Consider the following 26,406-nt stretch of genomic DNA (forward strand, 5'->3'; position numbering starts at 1 on the left):
TCAGGGATTGAAACTATCCTCAAATGCCTGTTTATCAGCTTGGATTAATTGCAATTTCAATTAATCCCTTTCAGGGATTGAAACAAAGAATGTCATTTCGTACCGATTACCCGCTATACCATTGCAATTTCAATTAATCCCTTTCAGGGATTGAAACAACAGATTTCCAAAAAGGTGGATTTTTGTAATTGTAACAAATTGCAATTTCAATTAATCCCTTTCAGGGATTGAAACTCTACTTCGTCCTCTTCCTGATCCACATCAGATAAATCAAATTGCAATTTCAATTAATCCCTTTCAGGGATTGAAACTAATGGGGAGGTATTCAAGTAAATCGAGCACCTCTTGATAATTGCAATTTCAATTAATCCCTTTCAGGGATTGAAACCCTTGTGAATAGGCCAGGGAGCAAACGCCAAATAAAATTGCAATTTCAATTAATCCCTTTCAGGGATTGAAACAATTTCTTTATTGGCTGCTCACCAAGTCAGGCGGATTGCAATTTCAATTAATCCCTTTCAGGGATTGAAACAAATCTTAATCAGCTATTATTAGAAGGAGAAACTTACACATTGCAATTTCAATTAATCCCTTTCAGGGATTGAAACGAGCAGCGCAAATTTCCGCAGGGATTTTAATCTCGATTGCAATTTCAATTAATCCCTTTCAGGGATTGAAACATAAAATTTCCTTCGCTCTGACTCCCAATTATCTGATTGCAATTTCAATTAATCCCTTTCAGGGATTGAAACACTATTTCCCCCGCTGATATTCAGCAAATTAAATTGATTGCAATTTCAATTAATCCCTTTCAGGGATTGAAACTTTGAATAAAGTTATTACCGCCTAATCTTGACCGAATTGCAATTTCAATTAATCCCTTTCAGGGATTGAAACAAAACGAAGCGTCAAAGCTAAGGTAAAAAGGGAAAGGGAAAGAGAAAATTCTTCATTTATCCCTTCCCCCTTAACTAAGAAATATTGTATGAGAAATGCGATCGATCAAACACTGTCACTCACCTTTAACTCCGGCTGAGAAGTCTTAACCGGAAAGCGAAACACCGCAATAATTGCCCTTAAAGTAAACACAAACATTGCCAAAGTACCAACCGCAAAAATAATATCCCCCGGAATTCTCAACCACACCGTCCAACGCATCCAAGGACTAGTAATCACCTCCGCACTTCGCGCATACCAAGTACCATGATTAATCGACTCAGCCAACTGATAAAAACCATTAGGAATCAACCCAAAAACTAACATAATCACCAAGCCAATATTAATCATCCAAAACGCAAATCTCAACAGATATTCATTCCAAGCATCCTCCGGCACAAACTCCCGAAAAGCAAACAACATCAACGCCAAAGCCAAACAACCATAAACCCCAAACAAAGCCGCATGAGCATGAATTGGCGTAGTATTTAAACCCTGAGAATAGTAGAGTACAATGGGAGGATTAATCAAAAAACCAAACACCCCAGCACCAATCAAATTCCAAAAACAAGTAGCAATAAAAAAGCGTAAAGGCCAACGATAAAAACCTTCCGCCTCTTTAGAGAGTTTTAAAGTTTTCAACACCTCAAAACCAATTAAAGTCAAAGGCACAACTTCCAAAGCCGAAAAAACCGAACCTATCGCCGCAACAAAAGACGGAGTACCCGAAAAATACAAATGGTGCAAAGTGCCAATTACCCCACTTCCCAAATACAAAATCGTCGTCAAATAAGTTGCCCGCAAAGCCGAAGACTTCTTCAAAAAACCCAACTCACTGCATAAATAAGCAATAACAACAGTAGCAAAAACCTCAAAGAAACCCTCAACCCACAAATGCACAACCCACCAACGCCAATACTCCGCAATACTCAAAGGCGTGTGATTTGTATACATTAAACCCACCGAATAAAACAGCGGAATTGTAATCGCACTATACAAGAAAAAGTGACTTAAACCAGTCGGACTTTTCTCCTTATCTAAAGCAGGTTTAAACGCCCGATACATCAACCACAACCAGAAAATCATCCCGCCAATTAACAGAACTTGCCAAACTCTACCTAACTCAATATATTCATAACCTTGGTGTCCCCACAAAAAACTATTTTTAACATCCAAAACCCCCGTTACCGCTTCCCAAGAACCAACCATTGAACCGAGAACAATCACAGTCAAAGCTATTAAGAGAATACTATTTCCCCAAGCTTGAAACTTCGGTTCAAAACCACCAAAACGAGGCGCAAAATAAAGCCCAGCCGCTAACCAACAAGTAGCAATCCAAAAAATCGCTAACTGTAAATGCCAAGTCCGCGAAGCCGCATAAGGCAGAAAATCAATTAAAGGAATCCCGTAAAAACCTTCACCTTCTACCGCATAATGAGCAGTAAACATCCCCATTAAAATCTGAACCAAAAACAGCACCATCGCCACCCCAAAATATAGCGATGTTACCTTTTGACTAGGCGTAGGAATTCTCACTGCTGGACGTGCGGGTACAGGCTGAATTTCATCACTTTCTTCTTGAGCCAAATAAACAAAAACAAAAGCACCAATTCCGGCAATTAATACGATCACAGAAACGATCGACCAAATCAAAAACTGCCCCGGTGCATCATTACCAATTAAATCATCATGAGGCCAATTTGCCGTATAAGAAAAAGGTGCATTCGGTCGATTCGCCGCTGCCGCCCAAGCCGTCCAAGCAAAGAAAGCTGTAACATTGTGAATTTGCGTATCATTTTTAAACCAACCATTAGGAATTGAGTGAACAGAAGAGCCATGAGCTAACAGTTCATGATAGTCTTTAAAGACTTGTTTCAACCCTTGAGTTTGGGCATTTGTTAGGATAAGTTCCTGCGTTTCTGATTGATAGCGATTGGTTTTAAATTCTTCGCTGACTCTCGCCGCTAAACTCGCTTTTTCTGGCGCAGGCAAAGCTTCTAAATCCCCTTGAGAAAATTCAGGATTTTGGTTATATAAAATTCCCGCCGTTGCCAAACCCCATTTATGTAAAATATCAGCTGTCCAATCAGGTGCTAAATAGCTACCATGTCCCCACACACTACCAATATGTTGCCCACCACGAGCTAAATAAATTTCCTGCCCAGCTTGAATTTCCGCCTGAGTTACTACTATCTCTTGCTGAGGTGATTTAATTAATTCTGGTACAGGTGGAGCATTTTTCCGAATCATTGCACCTGCACCTAACAAAACAGAAAAAGCCACAATGCAAATTAACACTAACCAAGCCGGAAGGCTTAGCTGGCGCGTTTTTCTAGCGGTTTTCGTACCACTATCAACTATAGTACTATTGACCATAGCTCATCCTCCAAAAGTAAGAAACTAGCTGAAATTTTATTGAATTGTTACAGAATTAACAGACAAAAATTGACTGTATTCAAACAACTTTAGGCGATCGAATAGTAACAAACATAACTTTTTTAGTATTTTTTAATTTCTCTGAAATTCAACTAATTTACTTTAAGAATAAATACTTATTTGCAAGCATAAAAAAAGAACCCAGCAATATTATAGAAACTGGATTCCCTAGTAAAAAAATGTTAAATTTATTTACTCTTTGTGTTTATTGCTGGTTAAGTAATGACTGTTATTTTGCCTCAGAAAGCGTGAGTAAAAATGCTAAATTCTCCGAGGTTTTCAAAGCATGAGGAGCATGAGCAGTCATAAAGACAAATACACCAGGCTCTAAAGTAATATCTTGCCCTTCCAAAGTGAGAATTCCCTTACCTTCAATCACATTAACCGTAGCATTGCGAGTGGCAGTATGTTCGGAAATTTCTGTACCCCCTGCAAGACAAAACAGCGTGTACTGACAGTTGTTATCTTTGAGCAAAACCTTACTTAAAACTCCTCCTTCTGGATATTCAATTTGGTCTTTGATTTCCGTCACAAAAGATGAGGTTGCCAAATTTGTAGAAGTCATAGTTTTTTCCCTTTGGTAATTGATGAGATTCCTAGAACTGTAGGGTGAGTTAAGCTATTACGCACCATTTCTACTAGTTAATTTCTTTCAGCGACTAAAACGATGTAACCTAAATCTTGTTGGTATTTTTGAAAAATGCGGCGCATCGCGAGAACTCGTTGGCGAATTTGTGAATTTGTAACCACATTCCAGAGAATTTTAGCGGTACTAAATAATCCTTCATCTTGAATCATTCGCCACAGGTTTAGTAATGCCATACCGCCAGTTTCATGCTGTTTAATTTGTAATCCTGCATTGGCATAAGTAGCAATCCAATTTGCCTGAGATAAAGGCGATGTATTACTTTTGATGACTCTGGCTAGTTGTTCATGAATTTCTGTTTCTTTATTATCAGCTAACATTTCATGAGACAGAAATTTACCGCCTGGTTTTAGTTTGGCATAGATTCCACTGAGAATTTTGGCTTTTCCGGGAGCAGATTGCATTGATAAGATTGCTTCGGCAAATACATAATCAAATTGTCCGGGAATTGCTTCTAATTGGAAAATATCTCCTTCAATTATTGTAATTCGATCGCTCAAACCAGCAGCCTGAATATTTGCACGGGCACGGGCAACACTAGCAGAATTTTTTTCTACTCCGACTACTTTAACCCCAAAACGTTGAACAAGTGCGATCGCGCTATATCCAAAACTAGAAGCTAATTCCAAAACAGTCTCATCAGGTTGAAAATTTGCCCATTGAAATAGTTGTTTTGTAGCGCATTTTCCCCCCGGACGTAAAATTTTCTTACCTGCTGCCGCTAACACCTGATGCCCCGGCGCTGTTTCTAAATTAATCGTTGTTTGAGTCATCTTAGCCATCCTGTTCTCTCAGTCTTAGCTTCAGTTTGACAAAACTTCCCAACAATATCTTTGACTTAGATCAAATTTCCGATTTCTCTGCCGATCTTTCATTAATCACAGTAGTATTACTGAGAGTATTAATAATAACTTTATCTAATAATCAACAACTACCTAACTTTATTTAAATTTTAGATGAAGTAAGCTTTTTATGAATATTTTGCAGTAATAATATAGTTTAATAGCGTTATCCATGTAACAGTTATAACCCCAAAAATCTCCTTTACTAAAAAAGAAAAGTCTGATTACAGTTAACAATTATGTCCTGCCTCCATCTGATACTAGTAATAACTTTTACCATACTTCTCCTAAGTAGTTTTTTAGTAACTTGGTTACATCACCGTAATGCAACTAAATTCCAGCGTGCATATCAATTATTACAAGCAGAAATAGAAGAACGCAAGCAGGTAGAAGCGGCACTGCGGGAGGCAGAAAAAGCCTTAAAACAGCAAACTGAGCGAGAACGGATGATCGCAGCGATCGCGCAAAATATTCGTCAATCCCTTGATTCCACAGAAATCCTCAATACCACCGTAGCCGAAGTCAGAAAATTTCTCAATACTGACAGAGTATTTATTTATCGTTTTGAACCTGATTGGAGTGGCACTATTATTGTCGAATCTGTCGCCCCTAGATTCACACCAGCACTAGGAACAAACATTCAAGATACGTATTTTATAGAAACTGGCGGCGAACCTTATAGAAATGGTCGAATTCAGGCAATAGCAGATATTGACACCGCAGGTTTAAACCAGTGTCATCTTGAGTTATTAGCACAATTCCAAGTTAAAGCTAGCTTAGTAGTACCAATTTTAAAAGGTCAAAAATTGTGGGGATTATTAGTTGCTTATCACTGTTCAAATCCCAGGAAATGGCAACAATTAGAAATAGATTTATTACAAGAACTAGCTACACAAGTGGCGATCGCCATTCAACAAGCCGAACTTTATCACCAATTAAAAATTGCCAACCAAGAATTAGAAAATCTTGCCCACATAGATGGACTAACTCAAGTAGCCAATCGCCGCCGCTTTGACGAACATTTACAACAAGAATGGCTAAGGCTTAGAAGAGAAAAATCGCCACTTTCATTGATTTTCTGCGATGTCGATTACTTTAAATTTTATAACGACACATTTGGACATTTAGCAGGTGATAGATGTCTGCAAAAAATTGCCAAAATACTTGAGCGAACAACCAAACGTCCTGGTGATTTAGTAGCACGATACGGCGGCGAAGAATTTGCAATTATTTTACCCAATACTTCTTTATCAGGAGCACTTTATTTAGGTGAAAAAATCCAGATAAAAATTAAAGAATTGGAAATTGCCCACCATAGCTCCAAAGTGAGTAAAATCGTGACTTTAAGTTTAGGAGTTGCTTGTATGATTCCTAGCAATAACACTTCCCCCATCACACTTTTAACCAGTGCCGATCGCGCACTTTACCAAGCAAAAGAACTGGGACGCGATCGGGTTGTAGCTTACTCTAACCCAGAACAACTTAACTTATCTCATCTTGATTTTTAACTAGGGGACTAGAGGACAAATTGATAAATTACTGCATTTGCAACAACACCTGTCGCAACACCTCTGGCGGAACTTGATCTGTTACTGTCGCGTCACCAATGCGCCGCGGTAAAACAAACCGAACTTTACCCGACTTCACCTTTTTATCAGTTTGCAAACAGTCAATTATTTCGTCAATACTTAAACCAACAGGTAACTTTTTCGGTAAACCTGCTTTTTGAATTAACTCATTTTGCCGTTCCGTCGCTTCCTTAGTCCACATCCGCAAATCTACAGCAATTTGACCTGCCGCTACCATACCAATTGCTACAGCCTCACCGTGATTTACCACTTTATAACCAGTCAAACTTTCCACCGCATGACCAATAGTATGACCGTAATTTAATAAAGCCCTTAAACCCGATTCTTTTTCATCTTTTCCCACCACAATTGCCTTAGCTTGGCAAGAATGAGTCAAGATAGCTTGCAACATTTCCTCACTCAAATAACGCAGTTGATCTAATCTTTCACATCCTTCTAATTTAGTAAATAAATCAGCATCCCAAATTACCCCATATTTAATTACTTCGGCTATTCCGGCGCGAAACTCTCGCGGTGGCAAAGTTTTCAAAACTTGCGGATCGATTAATACTAATTTCGGTTGATAAAACGCCCCAATTAAATTTTTTCCCTTGGGATGATTGACTCCAGTTTTCCCACCAATTGAGGCATCTACCATTGCTAACAAACTAGTAGGTACCTGAACAAAATTGATTCCTCTTAACCAAGTAGCAGCCGCAAAACCCGCCATATCACCAATTACGCCACCGCCCAAAGCGACTATAGTTGAACTACGTTCCAGACGGTTTTCCAAAGCAGCATTGTAGATTTTTTGGATAGAATTTAGGGTTTTGTATTGTTCCCCAGCAGCGAGGTTAACGGAAAACACCTCAAAACCAGCATTGGTGAGAGATGCAATGGTTCTTTCTCCGTAACGCTTAAAAATTGCCGGGTTGGAAACTACCAAGACTTTTTCGCCCAAATGCAGGGGTTTGCTTTCCTTCCCGTTCATCCAATTGCCTAAATTGTCTAAACTTCCGGGGGCGATCGCTATTTCATAACGATTCTGCGGTAAATTAACATCAATAACGGATTGCATTATCTAAATCCTGACCCAAATACGAGGAATAAAAATGGCAGTAGTATCTTACGCGGTGATTTTGCTTGGCGCTTATGGAGTAGCCCTTGGCTTGTTTTTTGCTCTTAGAGCCACCAAGCTCATCTAAAATTGAGAAATCGGTACGTTGTTGCACTCTAGCGTTCTTATCGAGGTAGATCGCTAAAGCCCAATAACGTACCTAATCTTAATCTCAATTAACACCATTAGCAACGTAGTTTAACTAGCTAACGCTGTTTTTTTGGCAGTTGCAGATAATAATTTTTTCTCTTCTGCCAGAAACTCACTTAACTGTCTTTCAATTTCATCCCGGACAATTTGACGATATTCCAAAAAATGTTCGTTGTGAGCACAAACAGTTAAGTAATGTTCCCAAACTCCGGGATTACGCTTGATAATACTAAACAGGTGATGCCAGAATTTCCAGCGAGTTTTCCGTTTGATGCCTTGTCGCCAAACTACAATTAATAACGCCCGTAAATCTAACCAACTAGGCATTTTAAATTTCGCTTTCACTTGCGGCGCACCTAACATTAAGAAACAGCGATAATTCCGATCTAAAAACTGTTCCGCTTCGTACAAATCCCAAAAAGCTTCCACATACTCTCTAGCAATATCTTCTAAAGGGCGAGTCGGAATAAAATTCATCAAAGTTGTTTGATTAATATTGCCATCTTGGTTGCGTAAACGTCCCTCTTTTTCTAAACGATGCCATAAAGCTGTATTCGGTAAAGCTTGCAGCATTGCAAATACAACTGTAGGAATTCCTGTTTGTTCAGCAAACTCGACAATTCGCTGACCTGCACCAGCTTTTTCCCCATCAAACCCAATAATAAATCCTGCCATCGGGCGCAATCCAGCTTGGATAATTTTTTCCACTGATTCTGTTAAGGGATTGCGGGTATTTTGAAATTTTTTGGTTAAACTGAGACTGGCTTCATCTGGGGTTTCAATGCCCAAAAATACAGCATCAAAATAGCATTGCACCATCAATTCCATTAATTCTGGATCTTGGGCTAAATCTATGGAAGCTTCAGTATTAAATCGGAAAGGATAACCATGTTCTGCTTGCCAAACTTTCAATTCTTTAAGCAACAATTTCACATTCCGTTTATTGCCAATGAAGTTATCATCAACCATAAACACGCCTCGCCGCCAACCTAATTCGTAGAGATAATCTAATTCAGCTAACAGTTGTTTTGGCGTTTTGGTTCGAGGTTTACGACCATATAACACAATTATGTCGCAAAATTCGCACTGAAAAGGACAACCTCTTGAGAATTGAACTGACATGGAATCATAAGCATCAAATTCCAGTAAGTCAAAGCGAGGAATCGGTGTGGAAGTAACATCTGGTTTTTCGCCATTGGCGTGGAAAGTTCCATTTTCTGCGCCGTTTTTAACTGCTTCCACAAACATTGGTAGGGTGATTTCCCCTTCGTCTAATATTAAATAATCTGCTCCCGCTGCTTGGGCTTCTTCTGGTAAACTGGTGGGATAAGGGCCGCCAACTGCTACTTTTTTACCGTGTTTTTTTGCGGCTTTAATTTGGGCAATAAAGTCGCTTTTTTGGACGATCATTGCCGATATAATTACTAAGTCTGCCCATTCCCATTCGGCTTCGCTGACAGTTCTAATATTACGATCGACCAACTTAAATTCCCATTCCTGCGGTAAAATAGCCGCTACTGTGACTAATCCCAACGGTGGTAAGAGGACTTGGCGATCGACTAATGCTAAAATCTTCTCGTATGACCAAAAAGTTTTCGGAAACAGGGGATACACTAACAATACCTTCATGCAATCTTTCTCCTCACTTCAGGTCTTTTGATTTTAGACTTTATATTTTAGATTTACACAAAGAACGACTGAAGTCGTTACTACTGACAGGCTTTATTGATCTCTGGATTCAAATTCTCGATCGCTAAAAGCTTGTCTGTAATCTTTGACTTTATTTCCGATGCTTTGAGATGAATTGTAGTTACTTCGGTTTGGTGTAATTTGCTCTGGTTGACTAACACCACTAGTTTTTAGCACATCTTTGATTGTGGAACAGTAAACTGGTAGACCAAAGGTAGCTGGATTAATCGGATTTGTGTAGGTAAAATGGCGATATTCCAGACAAAATCTGTCCCATGCTGCCATTTGAATACGGAATAAAGAGATGAAAATATCAGCTAACCACGGGGAAAGATTCAGCCGGAATAAAATTGGTTTTTGTAGATATTCACAAGCTTCTTCTACTGCCTGATTTACAGTTGTGGGTTGATTTCCTAACACAAACCAATTTCTTTGTTCGCGATTTGGGGGATTTTTTAACAAGTAAAAAACTACTTGGGCAATATCTCTAGCATGAATGAAGTGAAAACTGCCGTTAGCTTTGAAAAATCTGATGTAATTAATCCATTTTTTTATTCCTGGTAAACCAGAAGAAACATGGGAATAAGGATGTTTTTCATCTCCTCCGATCACTAGAGTGGGAAATAGGGTGGTAATGCGATCGGCAATTGGTAATTTTGATATTCTTGTCAAACCTTCGTACTTAGAACGGATGTATTCAGTACCTAATTCTCTAGCTTCTTTAAGTAAATGATTGTGCTTATCTAAAATGCTAGCTGTCGAGAAATAAATTACCTGTTGACAAACGTTAAGATCGAGGTAATTCAGCAATTGTAATGTTTTAAAAACATTAACATCCAATGCTTCTTGCTGACCACCCCAAGCTGCTGCTGTTAAAATTGCAATATCAATTGTTTTCAGCATTTTTGCCAAACGAGACACATATTTCATATCTCCTTGGACAATATTAATCCCCGGACGAGCATCACAATCAATTTTTAATTTTCGGGGATCTCTGACTAACAAAAACAATTCGTGTTCTGTTTCTTGAATTAGCGTTTCGGCAATATATTGCCCAATGCAACCGCTAGCACCAGTAATTAAAATTCTTAAGCAATCTTTATTTGGATTTGGTGCAGTTTCAGAAGTGAGAGGCAAAGGAGATTCAATAGAAGAGTTTTTTCCCTCAGCAACTTTAGCTGTTTGGGAAACTTTTACTCCTGATTTTTCCTCAATTTCCCTAGTTTCGGAACTATTAACAGATGTCAAATCTGGGGTTACTTGAATTTCAATTACCTCAGATTCCGCCACCGGAATTTCCGGGGAACTTGACTCTCCCGTTTCCTGAATTTCCGCAGTTGTAGCAGATGTCAAATCCGGGGCTTCTTGAATTTCCATCGCCTCAGATTCCGCCACGGGAATTTCCGGGGAACTTGACTCTCCCGTTTCCTGAATTTCCTCAACTGCTAAACTCGCTAAACTCGCGTCTGAAGTTATGACTTCAGCTGCGTTTGAGTCATTAGATTCGGTTACAGAAATCTCAGGAGAATTCAACTCTAAGCTTTCCTGTTGTTCTGGTTTGTTTGTATCTCCTGGCAGAGAATCTCCTATCACCTCTCACCTCTGAAATTCTATCTTCAATTCAATGCCCCAATTTTAATGCAGAATTTCAGGCATGAACCGTGAGCAGTTTATCAGCTTGCTTGGCAGTTTCAAAGAAGAAAGCGACATTCTCTTCTGGAGTAGTTGGTAAAACGCCATGACCCAAATTCAGGATATGACCTTTTTTGCCAGCTTTGCGAATTGTATCTAAGATTCGATCGCGGATAAAGTCCTGAGAACCATACAAAACGCAAGGATCGATATTGCCCTGTACTCCGATATTTTCGCCCAATCTCTTTCTGGCTTCTGCCATATCTACCGTCCAGTCTACACTGACGATATCTACACCAGACTGGCTCATCCGATCGAGAATTCCTGCACTGCCATTAATATAAAGAATCATTGGCGTATCGGGGTGAGTAGCCTTAACTTGTTCTACCACACGCCGTTGATAAGGCATGGCAAAAGTTTCATAATCTTGGGGACTTAGTTGCCCAGCCCAAGAATCAAACATTTGTACCACTTGAGCCCCGCTATCAATCTGATATCTTACATAAATGGCGATCGCATCTGCCAATTTACCCAAGAACTCATGTAACAAGCTGGGATCGGTAAAAGCCATACTCTTGATAATTGTGTAATCCTTGGAAGACTTACCCTCAATAGCATAAGCCGCCAAAGTCCAAGGCGCACCCACAAAACCCAAAACCGTCGCCTGATTACCAACTTCTTTCCGTAAAATCTGGAGAATTTCCCGAATAAACGGTAAATCACTTTCTGGTTCCAAGGGTTTGAGGTTTTTCACCTGTTCTAAACTGCGAACCGGAGGATCGATTACTGGCCCTCGGCTTTCAACGATATCGAAAGGTATGCCAATTCCGGGCAATGGAGTTAAAATATCCGAAAATAAAATTACTCCATCGGGTTGGAAAGCCCGGAAAGGTTGCAGGGAGATTTCCACTGCTAAATCTACATTTTCTGAGCGATCGCGAAACGAGGGATATTTATCTCGTAAGTCGCGATAAGCTTTCATATAGCGTCCAGCTTGTCGCATCATCCACACAGGCGGACGTGACAAAACTTCGCCTCGCGCCGCCCGCAACAGATAAGGAATCTGGGTTGACCCAGCCATCTAAATTCGTCCTATATTAGTTTTTTAAGTGCATTTGCTAGCTTATCACTCATCAACACATTTGTTCGCATTTCTTCTTGTAACGTTTGAATTTACAAAAGCTTTTCCCGATACCTCAGCGATTAGAATTAGAACTGAAAGGTAACTACACCCTATCAGCTGTTAATCATTTCAATTGCTTGTATCGTTAAATCTCGGAAAATCAAGGCTTCAAGAGTTTAAAAAACTTATCTTCGATCGCAAAAGGAGATTGAATATGTATAAGAAAATTTTGGTAGCAATGGATAGTTCCGAAATTAGCCAACAAGTATTTAATACCGCAGTTTCTCTAGGAAAACAAAATAACTCTACCTTAATGCTGCTGCACGTCCTCACCGACGAAGAAATGGGTTTAACAGAAATTGCTACCCAACATATTTCCGCCTTAGAATATCACGCCGCAATGGTAGAGCAAGTAGAAGCTTACTTGAAAGAAAAAGACCTTTTCCGCCAAAAATACTTAAATTTATTAGCATCTTGGGCGCAAGAAGCTGCCGATGCCGGAGTTCCCGCGGAATATACTCTGAACTATGGTGGCCCCGGTCGGACAATTTGCGACTTAGCAAAAAATTGGGATGCTGATTTAATTATGATGGGTCGCCGCGGTCTTTCCGGCTTCAGTGAATTACTAATGGGTAGCATCAGCAATTACGTTGTTCATCACTCTCCCTGTTCTGTACTGATTGTTCAAGATAAACAGCAAAAAGAGCTTGATTAAATAGCCAAATTTCTGCTCATTGCTCATCAAACTTGTCTATTTTGGAGAAGTTTTTATCGACAGGCAGGGTGTCTATCCAGTCAGACACTACTTGGGTAATGGTCTTATCCTGAGATGCGGCGTACTGCCTTAAGCGATTATGTCTTCTTTGGGAAAGACGAATTGACAATCTTTCACTTTTCATGGGTGGTTATTGGCTATCCTTTGTGTTACGATGATACCAGATTTGAAGGTTGGTAATGTACGCCATAAAAAGAGAGTTAAAACTAAATAACAAAGAAACCTCTTTAATGCGTGGCATTGCTGGCTTGCGGAGATTTGTCTACAACTTTGGGTTAGAGATGCTAGTCGCCAGTTGGAGTTTTGAGGGTGTTAATCTCAGTGACTCCAAAAGGATTGATTCCATTAAGCAAGTCTTCACCCAAGTAATTATGAAGATGCCTGAATATGCGTGGACGAAGCAATACCCTTCTACTGTATATCAATCAGCCTTCATCGATCTGAAAAAGGCATTTAAGAGATGGCGAGAAGGATTAAGCGGGTTTCCTAAAAAGAAAACCAAAAAGAAAGGTGATTCGTTTACGGTTTACAAAACATCTGGCATTTACCCGGAGAAAGGTAAACCACCAATCCCTTTTACTAATCGAGTAGTCATCAAAGCAGGTAAAAGAATTCAACTTCCCGGATTGAAGGAATTCAGGCTTAAGGAAAAGATCGGATTTATTTGCAGTTCGCAGACTTTTACTGTCAGCAGAACGGCGGATAAATGGTTTGTTTCTTTCGTTTTGGATGCTGATAAAGTTCCTCCTATCTATCATCCAATCGAACGGGTTGGTGTTGATTTAGGGGTAAAAACTTTGGCGACTGTTAGTAATGGAACTTGTTACACCATGCCAGTCACTAATAAAAGGGCGAAAACCAAGCTCAGTAAATTGCAATGGCGCAATCGTAACAAGGTTCTCGGTAGCAAGAAACTAGGAGTTAAGGCATCCAAAAACGCCTTGGATTATTACATCAAAACAGCAAGGCATCATGCCAGGATTGGCAATATTCGCCGCGATACGGTTCATAAAATGACAACCGATTTAAGTCGTCGCGCTTATTGCATTCGGATTGAGGATTTGAATGTTTCAGGGATGATGGCGAACCACAAACTTGCATCAGCAATTAGCGATAATTGCTTTTATGAGGTGCGTCGTCAATTGGTTTATAAGCAAAGCCATTATGGAACCAAGGTTGAGTTAGTTGACCGATGGTTTCCTTCATCCAAAACCTGTTCCTGTTGCGGTCACATTCAGGAAATGAAACTAAGAGACAGAGTGTTTGATTGCCAGAAATGTGACAGCGTAATAGACAGAGACTTAAATGCCTCAATCAACTTGGAAAATGCCCCACCTGAAAAAGTAAGGTCGGCTCGACCTGAACTTAACGCCTGTGGACAAGTTGGTGCCGACACCCTTGGTTGAAGCAGGAAGGAAACACCAAGTCAAATTAACAAATTTAGTTAGGTCTGGATAGGTTTTTTAGAGCAGAAAATGGCGGAAGTGATTAAGGCGGAAACAGAAGCGTGAAGACTAGGGACAGGGGGAAATTAATGTAGGGGCGGGTTTTGTTGTGAAATCTTCTGCTGTGAGTACAGACTTAACTGCTAAACTCGCCCCTACAAGTTAAAACTCTTCCCAGTTCCTCATCCCCAAAACTCAGAACTCCGGCATCTGCGTCTAATTCGGCTAAAATTCCTACAGGTAAGGTAGCATTGGGGCCGTCGTGACCGAAGGGGAGATCGGAAATAATGGGGATGTTGAGGTCTGAGAGACGATCGCGCAACACTTCTTCGATCGCTAAACTAGGAATATTCGGTGGTGGTTCGCAACGGCTGAATCTGCCTAACGCGATACCTTTGACTTTTGGGAAAATTCCACTCATTCGCCATTGCGTTAATTGTCGATCGATACGATAAGGAAATTCGGTAACATCTTCCAAGGCTAAAATTACCCCGTCGAATTCTGGTTGTAGCGGTGTTCCTAACAAATGAGTCGCCACGGTTAAATTAGCTGGAAGTAAAACCCCGCTAACTTTTCCTCCTCCCCAACCTACACCTTTTAAGGGTTTGAGGGAACGTCCTTCTACCCAATCAAATAACCTTTCAATTGACCATTCTGGCTCATTTGCGATCGTCGTTAACATCGGCCCATGTACCCCAGAAATTCCCTCTTTCCCCAAACTCCAAAGTAAAGCAGTTACATCAGAAAATCCGATTAACCATTTGATTGGAGACTGAGGAGGTGGGAGTATTTCCATTTCCCCTCTGCCCCTCTGCCCCTCTGCCCCTCTGCCCCCCTGCCATCTCCAATCTTCCAGCAACCGAGTGCTACCAAAACCACCTCTGGCGCAGAGAATACCCTTGACATTTGGGTTAAACCATGCTTCTTTTAATTGATAGCGACGATGTTGGTCTTGACCAGCTAAGTATCCCCAGCGTTCGGTGATGCCGTCGCAGATTTGGATTTGGTAGCCGTGTTCGCGCCAAATTTCCACACCTTTTTCCAAGGCAGACATTTCGCGCAATGCACCACTAGGCGCGATAACTTGAAGTAAATCTCCGGGTTGCAAAGGTGCAGGAATTTGGCAAAATTTGATCATAGTGAATCGCTAAAGCTGAGTAATTTTCAGAATTAATTTTTAATTGTATTTCCTCTTAAGTAATAATGAGAATTTTGTTGATTGAAGATGATGAAGTGCTAACAAATGTGCTGGTGGAGTCTCTGACTAGTCAGCATTATTTGGTAGATGCGATCGCCGATGGAGAATTAGGTTGGGAATATGCCCAAAGTACACCTTATAATTTAATTTTAATGGATGTGGGATTGCCAAACTTAGATGGAATTAGTTTATGTAGTAAATTGCGGGTTTCTGGTTGCAGCACTCCGATTTTATTAATGACGGCTAAGGATGCGAATAGCGATCGAATTCGCGGTTTAGATGCAGGTGCAGACGACTACTTAATTAAACCCTTAGATTTAGCCGAACTCCACGCCAGAGTTAGAGCATTATTAAGACGTAGAGAAGTTGCTCATACCCCAATTTTACAAGTAGGAGAACTGAAATTAGATCCTGTTAGTTGTGAAGTAAGTTTTCAAGAAAAAGCTTTACCTTTAACCCCCAAAGAATACAATCTTTTAGAATTATTTTTAAGAAATCCCTCACGAGTTTTCAGTCGTGCTAATATTGTCGAACATCTGTGGACTTATGACGATCCACCATTAGAAGAAAGCGTTAAAGCACATATTAAAGGTTTGCGCCAAAAATTGCGAAACTCTGGTGCAGGGAATTGGATTGAAAATGTTTATGGTTTAGGATATCGCCTCAATCCAGAACAGGCAAAAAACGAGGATACTAAATCAAAAACTGCCCCTGTCAACGTAAATGATTCGCGATCGGTAGAAGAAGAATTTAATCAAGCGATGGCGGGAATGTGGCAAAAATATCAGGGTTTAATGGCAGAACGTTTAGAAGTTTTGCAAACCGCAGCCACAGCGATTAAAACCGGAAATATAGCTAATGAATTGCGCCTAGCAGCAAGCAAAGAAGCACATAAATTAGCTGGGGTTTTAGGAATGTTTGAATGGGAAACTGGAACCAAAATTGCGAAAGAAATTGAACAAATTTTGGAGTCAGAACAGTTACTTTCCGAAACTAAGATTCTATCGCTGATTGAAGATTTAGCTAAGGGAATTGCCGAAAAAGGAAAAGGACAATCTCAAGCAGAAACTTTAGATTTAAAACCTCCCTCAAGCGATACAAGGTTATTATTAATCGATCCTAACTCAGAACTCGGTAAAAGTTTACAAGAACTAACAGAATCAACCGGGGAAAATTGGTCACAAGTAGCAACTCTAGAAGCAGCTAAAGCTTGGTTACAGAGTAAAACCCCTGACTTAGTAGTATTGAGTATTGATGAAGTAGGAAAGCGGCAAAAAAGCTTAGAATTAATTGCAGATTTGGCGCAACGAACGCCAGTAGTTCCGGTGATTGTGCTTGCTGCTGGTGATGGTTTGGTTGATAGAATTACCGTGGCGCGATCGGGCGGAAAAGGATTTTTAACCAAACCTGTGACAGCAACTCAAATCTGGGATTTAGCTTCGCAAATTTTACAACAAAGTCGTCGTCAAACAGTTAATTTATTAGTGGTAGATGACGATCCTATATTTCTGGCAACTTTACCGCCAATGTTGTCACCTTGGGGAATGCGAATCACGGGTTTAGACGATCCTTTAAAGTTTTGGGAGGTGTTAAATAGTGTCTCGCCAAATTTGCTAATTTTAGATGTAGAAATGCCTCATATTAGTGGGATTGAACTTTGTCAAGCAGTACGTAGCGATCCGAATTGGCAAGAGTTACCAATTTTGTTTTTAACTGCTCATAAAAATGTGGAAATTATTCAACAAGTTTTTGCTGCTGGTGCAGATGATTATTTGGTAAAACCTGTGGTAGCGGTGGAATTATTAACTAGAATTACTAATCGTTTGGAAAGGAATAGGTTACTACAAACTCTTTCGATTAAAGATCCCCTAACCGGAGTTTTAAATCAGCTGAAATCAAGTCGAGATTTGGAAAGTTTACTTCAGCAAGCGGAGACAAATAAATTTGCTGTTTCTTTGGCAATTTTTAGCGTTTCCCAACTGCACCAAATTAATATTCATTATGGACATAATGTGGGAAATCAGGTGTTACAAAGATGGGGACAATTGTTTCAATCTGCTTTTCGAGGTGATGAGGTTTTAGGTTATTGGGGAAATGGCGAATTTGTGGTGGGAATGCCTGGTTTAAGTAAGGTGGAAGCTGGCGATCGTCTTACTGATATTTTGACTAATTTGCGCCAACAAGTTTTCTCAGCACCAGACGGTAGTCGCTTTCAAGTAAATTGCAATTTCGCAATTGTAGAATATCCAACTGAGGGAACAACGTTACAATCTCTTTACCAAGTTGCTAGTAAGTTTTTAGAGTAATTTAAGTTCTAATTGAAACGCAGAGACGCAGAAGACGCAGAGGAAAGAATGAGAGTGTTTTTAAATTTGCCATTTTAAAATCTAAAGTTTAAGATCTAATATCGATTGACTTTTCAATGGGGAACCTTAATTATGGGCGGTAAAAAGTCAAAGTCGGTAAATCAACTGCAAGCAACTATTAGTAAAATGGAAGTGGCGCTAAATGCGATCGCAGATGCAGTTGTTTTTTTAGGTAAAAATCACCAGATACAATGGTGTAATTCCGCTTTTACTCGCCTCATAAAAGCAAGTTCTTCCATTGTGGGAAGTAATTTCTGTGAATTATTACCTTTAGAAAAAGGGGAAACTCCCCTAAGTTCTGACGCTTATCCTCACCTAAAAATTATCAATGGAGAATATGAAGCAACAGTTTATGAATTTCTCCAAGGTGACAATAAATTAAATTTAAAAATATCCGGTAACTTAGTAGAAGTAAGCAATAAGATTCCGGCGGTTATTTTAGTAATTGAAGATGTTACTCCGCCAACTCAATCAAGCAATCAATCACAAGAACAGCAAGAATATTTATCTTTATTACAAGCAACTTTAGAATCAACTGCTGACGGAATTTTAGTAGTAAATCGTTCCCGCAATGCCCCAATTTATAATCAGAAATTTTTACAAATGTGGGGAATGTCAGAAGAGTTATTATTTCCGGGAAGAGAAGATGAAAGATTGCAGTTTTTAGCTCAACAAACCAAAGATCCAGAAGATTTTATTGCTAAGGTCTGGGATTTATTTATTAATCATCCAGAAGCAATAGTTTTAGATTTTGTCGAATTTAAAGACGGTCGAATTTTTGAACGTTATTCTCAACCACAATGGAAAGATCGAGAAATTATTGGGCGAGTTTGGAGTTTTCGCGACATTACAGAACAGAAGAAAACCGAAGAAAGATTAAGGTTTAGTCAATTTGCTTTAGATCAAATTTCTGATAATGTCGGTTGTTGCGATGAAGAAGGAAAAATTTACTATGTTAATCAAGCTTCTTGTCGCTTATTAGGATTTCCTAGAGAAGAATTGCTGGGATTAACAGTTCATGATATCGATCCTAACTATCCTAAAGAAGTTTGGCCCGAACATTGGCAGGAACTTAAGGAAAAAGGAAATCTGACTTTTGAAACTACTATACTTTCCAAAACGGGAGAGATAATTCCTGTAGAAGTTTCTGCTTATTATTTAGAATTTGATGGCAAAGGATTAGATTTTAGCTTATCTAGAAATATCACCGAACGCAAACAAGCAGAAGCAGCATTGCGCCGCAGTGAGTTAAGATTTCGGCGGTTATTTGAAAACTCGCAAGTAGGAATTGTTTTAACTAGAATTGAAGATGGATTAATTTTAGATGCTAATCAAAAATTTATTGAACTAACAGGATATAGTTCTCCCGATCGGGTAATTAAAAAGAAATATACTACGGATTTTTATATTCATCAAGGCGATCGCCAAACCGCCGTCGATCGAGTACTAAAACACGGACAATTACACAACTACGAAGTGCAATTCCGCCGTCGCGATGGCACACTTCTTTGGTTATTATGTTCGGTGCGTTTAAATGTAGAAGAAAATTGTTTAGAAGGTGTGGTAACGGATATTAGCGATCGCAAACAATCCGAAGAAGCTTTACGACGCAGCGAAATCAAATATCGCCATATTTTTGAGAATTCCTTAGTCGGAATTGGACGTTCCCGGTTATCAGACGGACTATTTTTAGATGCTAATCAACCCTGTGCAGAAATCATCGGTTATAAGTCAGCTAAAGAATTAATTGGTAAACGTCGTGCTGGGGAATTTCATGTTAATCCTAACGATCGTTCTTGGATGATCTCCCAAATGGAACAAAATGGGGAAATTCGCAATTTTGAAATTCAATTGTATCGCCAAGATGGAGGAATTAGTTGGGGGTTATTTTCAGCGCGAATTAATCCTGAAGAATCTTGCTTAGAATTTATGATTGTCGATATTAGCGATCGCAAAAGATTAGAAGAAGAAGTAAAACAATCTCAACAATTTCTAGATACCATTATTAATAACATTCCTTTAGGACTGTTTGCCAAAGATAATAATAATGATTTTCGCTACGTATTAATTAACAAAAATGCCGAAAAGATTTTAGGATTTACCAAAGAACAAGCATTAGGACTAAATGACCATGAATTAATTCCCCAAGAATCAGCAGACTTTTTCCGCCAACAGGATTTAACAGTAGTAGAACAAGGCACATTATTAGAAGTTCCTGAAATGGAAATTAATACTGCTAATCAAGAGAAAATTTTAAGCAGAATTTTGAAATTTCCGCTGTTTGATAGTCAAAATAGAATTACTCACTTATTATGTATTTCCGAAGATATTACCGATCGCAAACATCGAGAACAAGCCTTAAGATTAATTGTCGAAGGAACAGCAGCAAAAACAGGCGATGAATTCTTTAATTCCTGTGTTCGTTATCTCGCTTCTGTATTAAGAGTTCGTTACTCTTTAGTAACTGAATTTGCCAATGAAACTAAAACTAGAGTCCGAACTTTAGCAATTTGGACAGAAAATAAATTAGGAGAAAACTTTGAATATAACTTGTGCGGAACGCCCTGTGAAACTATTTTATTAGGTCAAACTTGCTACTATCCAGAAAATATTCAAGACTTGTTTCCTGGCGATCGAGATTTAACTACCATTGGCGCAGAAAGTTACTTAGGAATTCCTTTAACTAATTCATTAGGTGAAATCTTGGGTCACTTAGCAGTAATGGATGTTAAAACAATGGAAAATGACCCCGGAAGAGAGCTAATTTTACGCATTTTTGCCGCCCGTGCTGGTGCAGAATTAGAGCGCAAACAAGCAGAAGAAGCATTAGAACGTCGAGCGAGGAGAGAAAGTTTAGTTAGCTGTATTTCTCGTCAATTTATCGACCAAGATGTAAATACAGCACTTAAATTTACCTTGGAAGCGATCGCCAAATTCCTAGAAGTAGAACGTAGTTGTATCTTTGAATTATCAGAAGATCAAAAACAAATTTCCCTAATAGATGAATGGCGTGCAGAGAGAATTACACCATTAGCTAATTATTTGCGAATAGCAAATCCTAACACTTTACCTTGGTTTTCTCAGAAAATTTTTCACGGTCAAATAGTACATATTTCTTCAATTTCCGAACTGCCAACAGAAGCAACAGCAGAAAGAACAATGTTGCAAAGTCAAGCAATTAAATCTTTAATAATTGCTCCCTTAATTCACTCTAGTAAAGTTATTGGATTTATCGGTGCAGATGTAGTTAACTTTGCCAAAATTTGGAGTGCAGATGATATTAGTTTGCTCAGATTAGTCGGAGAAATTACAGCTATTGGTATCGCTAGACATCAAGCCGAAGAAGCCTTAAGAGTTGCTAAAGAAGCCGCTGAAGCAGCTAACACCGCTAAAAGTACTTTCTTAGCAAATATGAGCCATGAACTGCGGACTCCGTTAAATGCAATTTTAGGTTTTGCTCAATTAATGGAAAGAGATGCTGCTTTAACGGCGCGTCAAAAAGCATCTCTCGCCACCATTAACCGCAGTGGAGAACATTTACTAACCCTAATCAATGATGTGTTAGAAATGTCCAAAATTGAAGCGGGAAGAACGGTTTTACATTCCATACCTTTCGACTTACATCAATTGTTACAAACTTTGCAAGAAATGTTCCAAGTCCGCGCCGAAGCTAAACAATTATCTCTACAATTTGATATTGCTACAGATTTACCTCAATACGTTTTTACCGATGAAGGTAAACTGCGACAAGTGTTAATTAACTTATTAAGTAATGCTGTTAAATTTACGGAAACAGGAGAAGTGACTCTCCGCGCCTCGGCAAATACTATCAACCAAGAAGAAATTACACTTTACTTTGAAGTTCAAGACACAGGTAGAGGTATTTCTCCAGAAGAAATCGATAATTTATTCCAACCTTTTGTGCAAACAGCTAGTGGAACTCAAGCTAGAGAAGGCACAGGTTTAGGATTAACTATTAGCCGTCAATTCATTCGCTTAATGGGAGGTGATATTCAGGTTAATAGTATTTTAGGAGTAGGTTCTACTTTCAGTTTTAACATTCAAATTACTTTAGCTGACTCCTCCGAAGTAGCACCATTATTAAGCAATAGAAGAGTGTTAAAAATAGCTCCCAATCAAATTACTTATCGCATTTTAGTAGTAGACGATCGCTCAGAAAACCGAGACATAATTGCTCAACTTTTAGGAAGTGTTGGTTTGGAAGTTCGCACCGCTAATAATGGGTTAGAAGCGATCGCAACTTGGGAAAATTGGCAACCTCACCTAATTTGGATGGATATGCGAATGCCAATTATGGACGGTTACGAAGCCACTCGCCAAATTAGAAAAAAAGCCAACAATAACTCACCTTTTCCGAAAATTATTGCTTTAACTGCTAGCGCCTTTGAAGAACAAAGAACTACCATTTTAGCCGCAGGTTGCGATGATTTAGTCAGCAAACCTTTCCGGGAACAAGTAATTTTTGATAAACTCACCGAACACATCGGAGTTCGCTTCATTTACGCCGAAGAATCAGAAGCTCAAAACCCAGAAGAAACTGTCGGTAGTGGCAGAGATCTTAAATCTTCAGATTTATTAATTATGCCCTCAGAATGGATAGCAGAATTGCACCAAGCATCCTTAGAAGTAGATAGCGAAAAAATTAATCAACTAATTAGCCAAATCCCTTCATCTCATCAACTATTAATCGATGGATTAACTGATTTAGTGCGTCGTTTCTGCTTTGATGAAATTTATGAATTAACCGAAAATTAAAATATCTTAGCTTTGCTTTTGAGATCTAATCGCTGTTTTAGCTATCCTATCTAACAAGTCGGGGGCGATTAACTTTAGCCACAAACCAAAACGACCTCTAGTAGTCATTATCAATTCTCTTTGCCGTTTTTCCATTGCTTTGACAATTTGTTCAACGCATTCAGAAACAGGCATCATATTCTTTTGTTCGTTGGATAAAGTCGCTTTGATTATTTTTCCATCTGTTCCTAAAAGCTTGTGTCTAATCTCAGTAGCCACAAAACCAGGAGAAACTACCAAAACGTCAACACCTGTACCGCGTAACTCAATTCGCAGGGAGTCGAAAAATCCTTGCATGGCGTGTTTGCTAGCTGCATAACCGGAACGAGTGGGGATGCCATATTTTCCTGTTAAAGATGAAATGGCTACTAGTAAACCTTTGGATTGTTTGAGATAAGGAAGTGCATAGTAAGTGCAATAAACTGCACCCAAATAGTTGACTTGCATCAAGCGATCGAATATAGAAATATCTGTCACTTCTTCAACCTTGGCAAACATAGAAATCCCCGCATTATTCACCAATCCATCGATAGCGCCAAAAGTTTTCATCGATTTTTCTATAAGATTTTGACAAGCTTCCGGTTTAGTGACATCGGTAGGAATAGCGATCGCTTTCCCCCCGCTATTAATACAAGCATTAGCAGTTTCATTCAAAGCTTCTTGATTGCGTGCAGCTAAAACTAAATTTGCACCTTTTTCTGCTAATTTGATAGCTATTGTTCGACCAATTCCTTCAGATGCACCTGTAATTAAATAAGTTTTCTTGGCAAAAGTCATAAATTTATTGCTCGGTTTTATTGTAGTTAAGCTGTTACGCATTTAAACGTCATATTGTAGGGTGCGTCAGATTTAGATATTTTCCTTTCTACATAAGCTTTACCGTCTGACGCACCCTACTCGTTAATAAGTGATTTAAATGCGTAACAGCTTAGTAGTCCATCATATCTGCGGAATGTGGGTTTCAATCATCCGATCGCCCCATCCCCCTAAAAATTGTTATAATGTGTAGATTACACAAAACTAAATCATAGGCAACCAAAATGGCTCGACAACTCAAGCGTTGGGAATCTCCCCGCAAAGAGGGAAGAAACAACAAAGGTAAAGGTGGTTCAGCGAGAGCGAGACAACTGAAGAAACAACAACAGATGTTACGCAAGAAACTCAAAGAACAGTCCGAAGACCAAAAACCAAATCAAAAACAAAAATCAAATCAGAAAAACGCTCCGGGAGGGAAAATTAATTTCCTCCCGCTTTTTTTTGTCCCACTTCTACAGGAAAATTCTGATTTATTCCTTCCCAAATCTTGAGTTTGCCATCAAAAGCGCCAGTTGCCAGAAAATTACCATCAGGACTAAAAGCGACAGTTTGTACCCAATCCGTATCAATCATAATCGATCGAATCTGTTGTCCACTTTGTAAATCCCAAATTCTCACTCCATCCCTACCCGCACTCGCTAAAGTCCGTCCGTCAGAATGCACCGAAACAGAATTAACAATATTTTGATGACCAACAAGCGTCAAAGATTGACGATTTGCCAAGTTCCAAACTTTAATTGTATGGTCGTAACTGCTACTCACCAAAATATTACTATCTGGTGAAAAAGCTAAAGAAGTAATTGCGCCACGATGTCCGGGAATACTACCCAAAAATTGACTAGTTTGAATATTCCACAATTGAATAGTTGTATCCCTACCTCCGGTTGCCAAAATTTGCCCATTCGGACTAATTGCCACAGCGTAAACTATTGGTTGTGATAAGGGGACGCGATTATAAAGTAACCTTTCGGTTTTTAAATCAATTAATTTTATTCCATCCAAACCCCCACTGACTAAAGTTTGTCCATCGGGAGTAATAGCTAAAGATAAAATATTACTAAATTCATGGGTTAAACTACGGCTTAGCTTGCCATTTTTTAAACTCCAAATATTTAAAGTCGCATCTTCACTACCGCTAGCAATAGTAAGATTATCGGGAGTAATTGCTAATGCTAGAACCCGATTACTATGGGCACTAATTGTGCGAATTTTATTACCCTTGATGGGATTCCACAAGCGAATTTTGGTATCAATATCAGTGCCACCACTGGCAAGATATTTACCATCAGGACTGAAAGTAAGAGCGTAAATTGGCCCCCAATGAGCTTTAATATTATGTAAAAGTCTGACTCTTTGCCAAGTGCTTTCTGTGTTTGGTAAAGGTACATCAGGAAATTCTGGATTAGGAGGAGGAGGCAGTTTTTGGGCAATAGTATTAATATTTGCCTGACTGATATTGGGAAAAATTGTGTAACAGCTAAGACTAGCTAAAACTGCACATCCTACGGGAAAAATTTTACTAACAATGTTCGGAATTTTCATCCAAATGTGATTGAATATTAGGGCAAATTATCTCATCTATAATTTCAGATTTTGGGTCTTTCCAACCAGAAAGAAGTTCTTGTAATTCCGATCGCAAAGTCTCCAAAGCAGCGATTTGTCGATCGATCGCTTGTAGTTTCGCATGAATATGTTGCTTAACTTCATGACAGGGTAACTCACCGCGATCGTGAATTTCCAGAAATTCCTGGATCTCTTTTAAACTCATTCCCAAAGACTGAGCACGTTTAATAAAGTCCAGTCGCTTCAGTACTTGAGAATCAAACAGTCGGTATCCAGAGGTAGCACGAGTCACTACTGGCGATAGTAAACCAAGTTCTTCGTAATAACGAATAGTTTTTACTGGTAATCCACTAAAGGACGCTACTTCTCCGATTTTGTACAGTTTGCCTAAAACAGTTCTCATCATGCTTTTAGGTCAATAAAAATATCTAGGAAATTTGAGGAAAAAACTCTCTCTTCTGTTCTCCTGCTTCGATCAGCGTGGGGGGCGTTTTTTGTTCGGCATATTTAAGTTAGGCAACTGAGATTGGGAAGGAGTAGGTGGAAGATAAATTTGCGGTGCTTCGTTGGCAATTTCCGCTGGACGACGCTGAACCATAAACCAACGTAACACGATCGCTAAGGCTACCATACCCATACCAAAAGTTAGCAAGGATACGCGATCGCCAAGCCCGCCAATCACCGCATCCACCGCTCCAATAGTAATCATAAAACTAACAATCGGTTCTCTGCGGTAGGCTGACCTCAAAAACCTTACGTAAGCAGCATTCATCATAAGTAATCAGTCAACTATGTAATCTACTTTTGCTTCAATCTTAGCGTTTTACTATTCCGCTTCCTATCCCTCACTCGCATGAAGTCGGGGAATAGCAAAAATTACTCTTTCCTACACCCCAACTTCATGCTCCATTACTTTTGCTTCAAGAAAGCATATTCTTCAGGAAAACTTCAGAAAAAATCACAATTTTGACTTTAATACAGCCCTAACCAAGATAATAACCCCTGACCTGTGACGTACTCGATCAGCAAAGTCAGAGCAAAACCAATCATCGCGGCTCGTCCATTCAAGCGTTCTGCATATTCATTAAAACCAAATTTGGGCTCCTCCAATCTAGGAGTTGTGGTTGGTTGTGGTTGTGTTGCGGAATCAAGACCTCTAGCCATAAACTGTCAAACCTTCTCTCGCTTATTAACAAATCTTTACATTTCTAGCATAGACCAAAATAACTAGCAAATTTCCGCGATCGATGAGAAAGATCTTTGGTCTTAGATTTAAGCTAAGAACATGG

At 39.3% G+C, this 26,406-nt stretch carries 20 protein-coding genes and 1 CRISPR repeat array (1 of these 21 only partly in view); of the genes, 6 read left to right on the forward strand and 14 right to left on the reverse strand.

Annotation, left to right across the window (positions count from 1 at the left end):
• Positions 1 to 897: direct repeats of the CRISPR family, unit length 37 nt; unit sequence ATTGCAATTTCAATTAATCCCTTTCAGGGATTGAAAC; it begins 2,133 nt to the left of the window's first position.
• 105 nt (positions 898 to 1,002) lie between these two features.
• The 3 genes from ACE1B6_RS05520 to ACE1B6_RS05530 all read right to left on the reverse strand — a co-directional run bounded on the left by ACE1B6_RS05520 (position 1,003) and on the right by ACE1B6_RS05530 (position 4,791).
• Positions 1,003 to 3,312, reverse strand: a complete 2,310-nt coding sequence (locus ACE1B6_RS05520) for a nitric-oxide reductase large subunit (RefSeq protein ID WP_413256244.1) — start codon at positions 3,310 to 3,312, stop codon at positions 1,003 to 1,005.
• Between the two features lie 289 nt (positions 3,313 to 3,601).
• Entirely contained in the window at positions 3,602 to 3,937 is a 336-nt protein-coding gene (locus ACE1B6_RS05525) for a cupin domain-containing protein (RefSeq protein ID WP_413256245.1), read from the reverse strand.
• A 77-nt stretch (positions 3,938 to 4,014) separates the two neighbouring features.
• Complete coding sequence (locus tag ACE1B6_RS05530; RefSeq protein ID WP_459562976.1) at positions 4,015 to 4,791, reverse strand: class I SAM-dependent methyltransferase; 777 nt, start codon at positions 4,789 to 4,791, stop codon at positions 4,015 to 4,017.
• A 308-nt stretch (positions 4,792 to 5,099) separates the two neighbouring features.
• On the opposite strand from ACE1B6_RS05530, the gene ACE1B6_RS05535 reads away from it, so the two are divergent.
• Complete coding sequence (locus tag ACE1B6_RS05535) at positions 5,100 to 6,368, forward strand: GGDEF domain-containing protein (RefSeq protein WP_413256247.1); 1,269 nt, start codon at positions 5,100 to 5,102, stop codon at positions 6,366 to 6,368.
• Positions 6,369 to 6,396: 28 nt separating this feature from the next.
• On the opposite strand, the gene aroB is transcribed toward ACE1B6_RS05535, so the two are convergent.
• Complete coding sequence (gene aroB / locus ACE1B6_RS05540) at positions 6,397 to 7,506, reverse strand: 3-dehydroquinate synthase (RefSeq protein ID WP_413256248.1); 1,110 nt, start codon at positions 7,504 to 7,506, stop codon at positions 6,397 to 6,399.
• Positions 7,507 to 7,540: 34 nt separating this feature from the next.
• Between aroB and petL the strand changes: the two genes are divergently transcribed.
• The gene (gene petL, locus ACE1B6_RS05545) at positions 7,541 to 7,633 is read left to right on the forward strand and encodes a cytochrome b6-f complex subunit PetL (protein ID WP_073593173.1); all 93 of its coding nucleotides are present in this window, start codon (positions 7,541 to 7,543) and stop codon (positions 7,631 to 7,633) included.
• A gap of 110 nt (positions 7,634 to 7,743) precedes the next feature.
• Here the strand turns inward: petL and ACE1B6_RS05550 are convergent, their stop codons facing one another.
• From ACE1B6_RS05550 to hemE, 3 genes are all read right to left on the reverse strand, one after another.
• Positions 7,744 to 9,324, reverse strand: a complete 1,581-nt coding sequence (locus tag ACE1B6_RS05550) for a B12-binding domain-containing radical SAM protein (RefSeq protein WP_413256249.1) — start codon at positions 9,322 to 9,324, stop codon at positions 7,744 to 7,746.
• Positions 9,325 to 9,417: 93 nt separating this feature from the next.
• On the reverse strand, positions 9,418 to 10,977 hold the full coding sequence (locus ACE1B6_RS05555) for an NAD-dependent epimerase/dehydratase family protein (protein ID WP_413256250.1): 1,560 nt from the start codon (positions 10,975 to 10,977) through the stop codon (positions 9,418 to 9,420).
• Between the two features lie 55 nt (positions 10,978 to 11,032).
• Positions 11,033 to 12,097, reverse strand: coding sequence for a uroporphyrinogen decarboxylase (gene hemE / locus ACE1B6_RS05560; RefSeq protein ID WP_413256251.1), 1,065 nt, complete (start codon positions 12,095 to 12,097; stop codon positions 11,033 to 11,035).
• 256 nt (positions 12,098 to 12,353) lie between these two features.
• On the opposite strand from hemE, the gene ACE1B6_RS05565 reads away from it, so the two are divergent.
• The gene (locus ACE1B6_RS05565; RefSeq protein ID WP_413256252.1) at positions 12,354 to 12,854 is read left to right on the forward strand and encodes a universal stress protein; all 501 of its coding nucleotides are present in this window, start codon (positions 12,354 to 12,356) and stop codon (positions 12,852 to 12,854) included.
• A 16-nt stretch (positions 12,855 to 12,870) separates the two neighbouring features.
• On the opposite strand, the gene ACE1B6_RS05570 is transcribed toward ACE1B6_RS05565, so the two are convergent.
• A complete protein-coding gene (locus tag ACE1B6_RS05570; RefSeq protein WP_413256253.1) occupies positions 12,871 to 13,038 on the reverse strand; it encodes a hypothetical protein in 168 nt (55 codons plus the stop codon).
• Positions 13,039 to 13,093: 55 nt separating this feature from the next.
• Here ACE1B6_RS05570 and ACE1B6_RS05575 point away from each other — a divergent pair, with 55 nt between their 5' ends.
• A complete protein-coding gene (locus tag ACE1B6_RS05575; protein ID WP_413256254.1) occupies positions 13,094 to 14,320 on the forward strand; it encodes an RNA-guided endonuclease InsQ/TnpB family protein in 1,227 nt (408 codons plus the stop codon).
• Between the two features lie 175 nt (positions 14,321 to 14,495).
• Here ACE1B6_RS05575 and ACE1B6_RS05580 read toward each other — a convergent pair whose 3' ends face one another.
• A complete protein-coding gene (locus ACE1B6_RS05580) occupies positions 14,496 to 15,497 on the reverse strand; it encodes a S66 peptidase family protein (RefSeq protein ID WP_413256255.1) in 1,002 nt (333 codons plus the stop codon).
• A gap of 65 nt (positions 15,498 to 15,562) precedes the next feature.
• Between ACE1B6_RS05580 and ACE1B6_RS05585 the strand changes: the two genes are divergently transcribed.
• Both ACE1B6_RS05585 and ACE1B6_RS05590 read left to right on the forward strand, forming a co-directional pair.
• A complete protein-coding gene (locus tag ACE1B6_RS05585) occupies positions 15,563 to 17,863 on the forward strand; it encodes a response regulator (RefSeq protein WP_413256256.1) in 2,301 nt (766 codons plus the stop codon).
• Between the two features lie 105 nt (positions 17,864 to 17,968).
• The gene (locus tag ACE1B6_RS05590) at positions 17,969 to 22,699 is read left to right on the forward strand and encodes a PAS domain S-box protein (RefSeq protein ID WP_413256257.1); all 4,731 of its coding nucleotides are present in this window, start codon (positions 17,969 to 17,971) and stop codon (positions 22,697 to 22,699) included.
• Between the two features lie 6 nt (positions 22,700 to 22,705).
• Here the strand turns inward: ACE1B6_RS05590 and ACE1B6_RS05595 are convergent, their stop codons facing one another.
• The 5 genes from ACE1B6_RS05595 to ACE1B6_RS05615 all read right to left on the reverse strand — a co-directional run bounded on the left by ACE1B6_RS05595 (position 22,706) and on the right by ACE1B6_RS05615 (position 26,281).
• Positions 22,706 to 23,515 (reverse strand): SDR family oxidoreductase, encoded by an 810-nt coding sequence (locus ACE1B6_RS05595; RefSeq protein WP_413256258.1) that lies wholly within the window; start codon positions 23,513 to 23,515, stop codon positions 22,706 to 22,708.
• A gap of 459 nt (positions 23,516 to 23,974) precedes the next feature.
• Positions 23,975 to 25,096 carry a WD40 repeat domain-containing protein gene (locus ACE1B6_RS05600; RefSeq protein WP_413256259.1) on the reverse strand — a complete coding sequence of 374 codons (1,122 nt, stop codon included), beginning with the start codon at positions 25,094 to 25,096 and terminating at the stop codon, positions 23,975 to 23,977.
• On the reverse strand, positions 25,074 to 25,523 hold the full coding sequence (locus tag ACE1B6_RS05605) for a heavy metal-responsive transcriptional regulator (RefSeq protein WP_413256260.1): 450 nt from the start codon (positions 25,521 to 25,523) through the stop codon (positions 25,074 to 25,076). Before ACE1B6_RS05605 ends, ACE1B6_RS05600 begins: the two co-directional genes overlap by 23 nt.
• A gap of 69 nt (positions 25,524 to 25,592) precedes the next feature.
• Positions 25,593 to 25,826 carry a hypothetical protein gene (locus tag ACE1B6_RS05610; RefSeq protein ID WP_413256261.1) on the reverse strand — a complete coding sequence of 78 codons (234 nt, stop codon included), beginning with the start codon at positions 25,824 to 25,826 and terminating at the stop codon, positions 25,593 to 25,595.
• Positions 25,827 to 26,089: 263 nt separating this feature from the next.
• Positions 26,090 to 26,281, reverse strand: a complete 192-nt coding sequence (locus ACE1B6_RS05615) for a hypothetical protein (protein WP_413256262.1) — start codon at positions 26,279 to 26,281, stop codon at positions 26,090 to 26,092.
• Positions 26,282 to 26,406: the final 125 nt, after the last annotated feature.

This window comes from Floridaenema fluviatile BLCC-F154 (assembly GCF_041929135.1).
GTDB classification, from domain to species: Bacteria; Cyanobacteriota; Cyanobacteriia; order Cyanobacteriales; family Aerosakkonemataceae; genus Floridanema; species Floridanema fluviatile.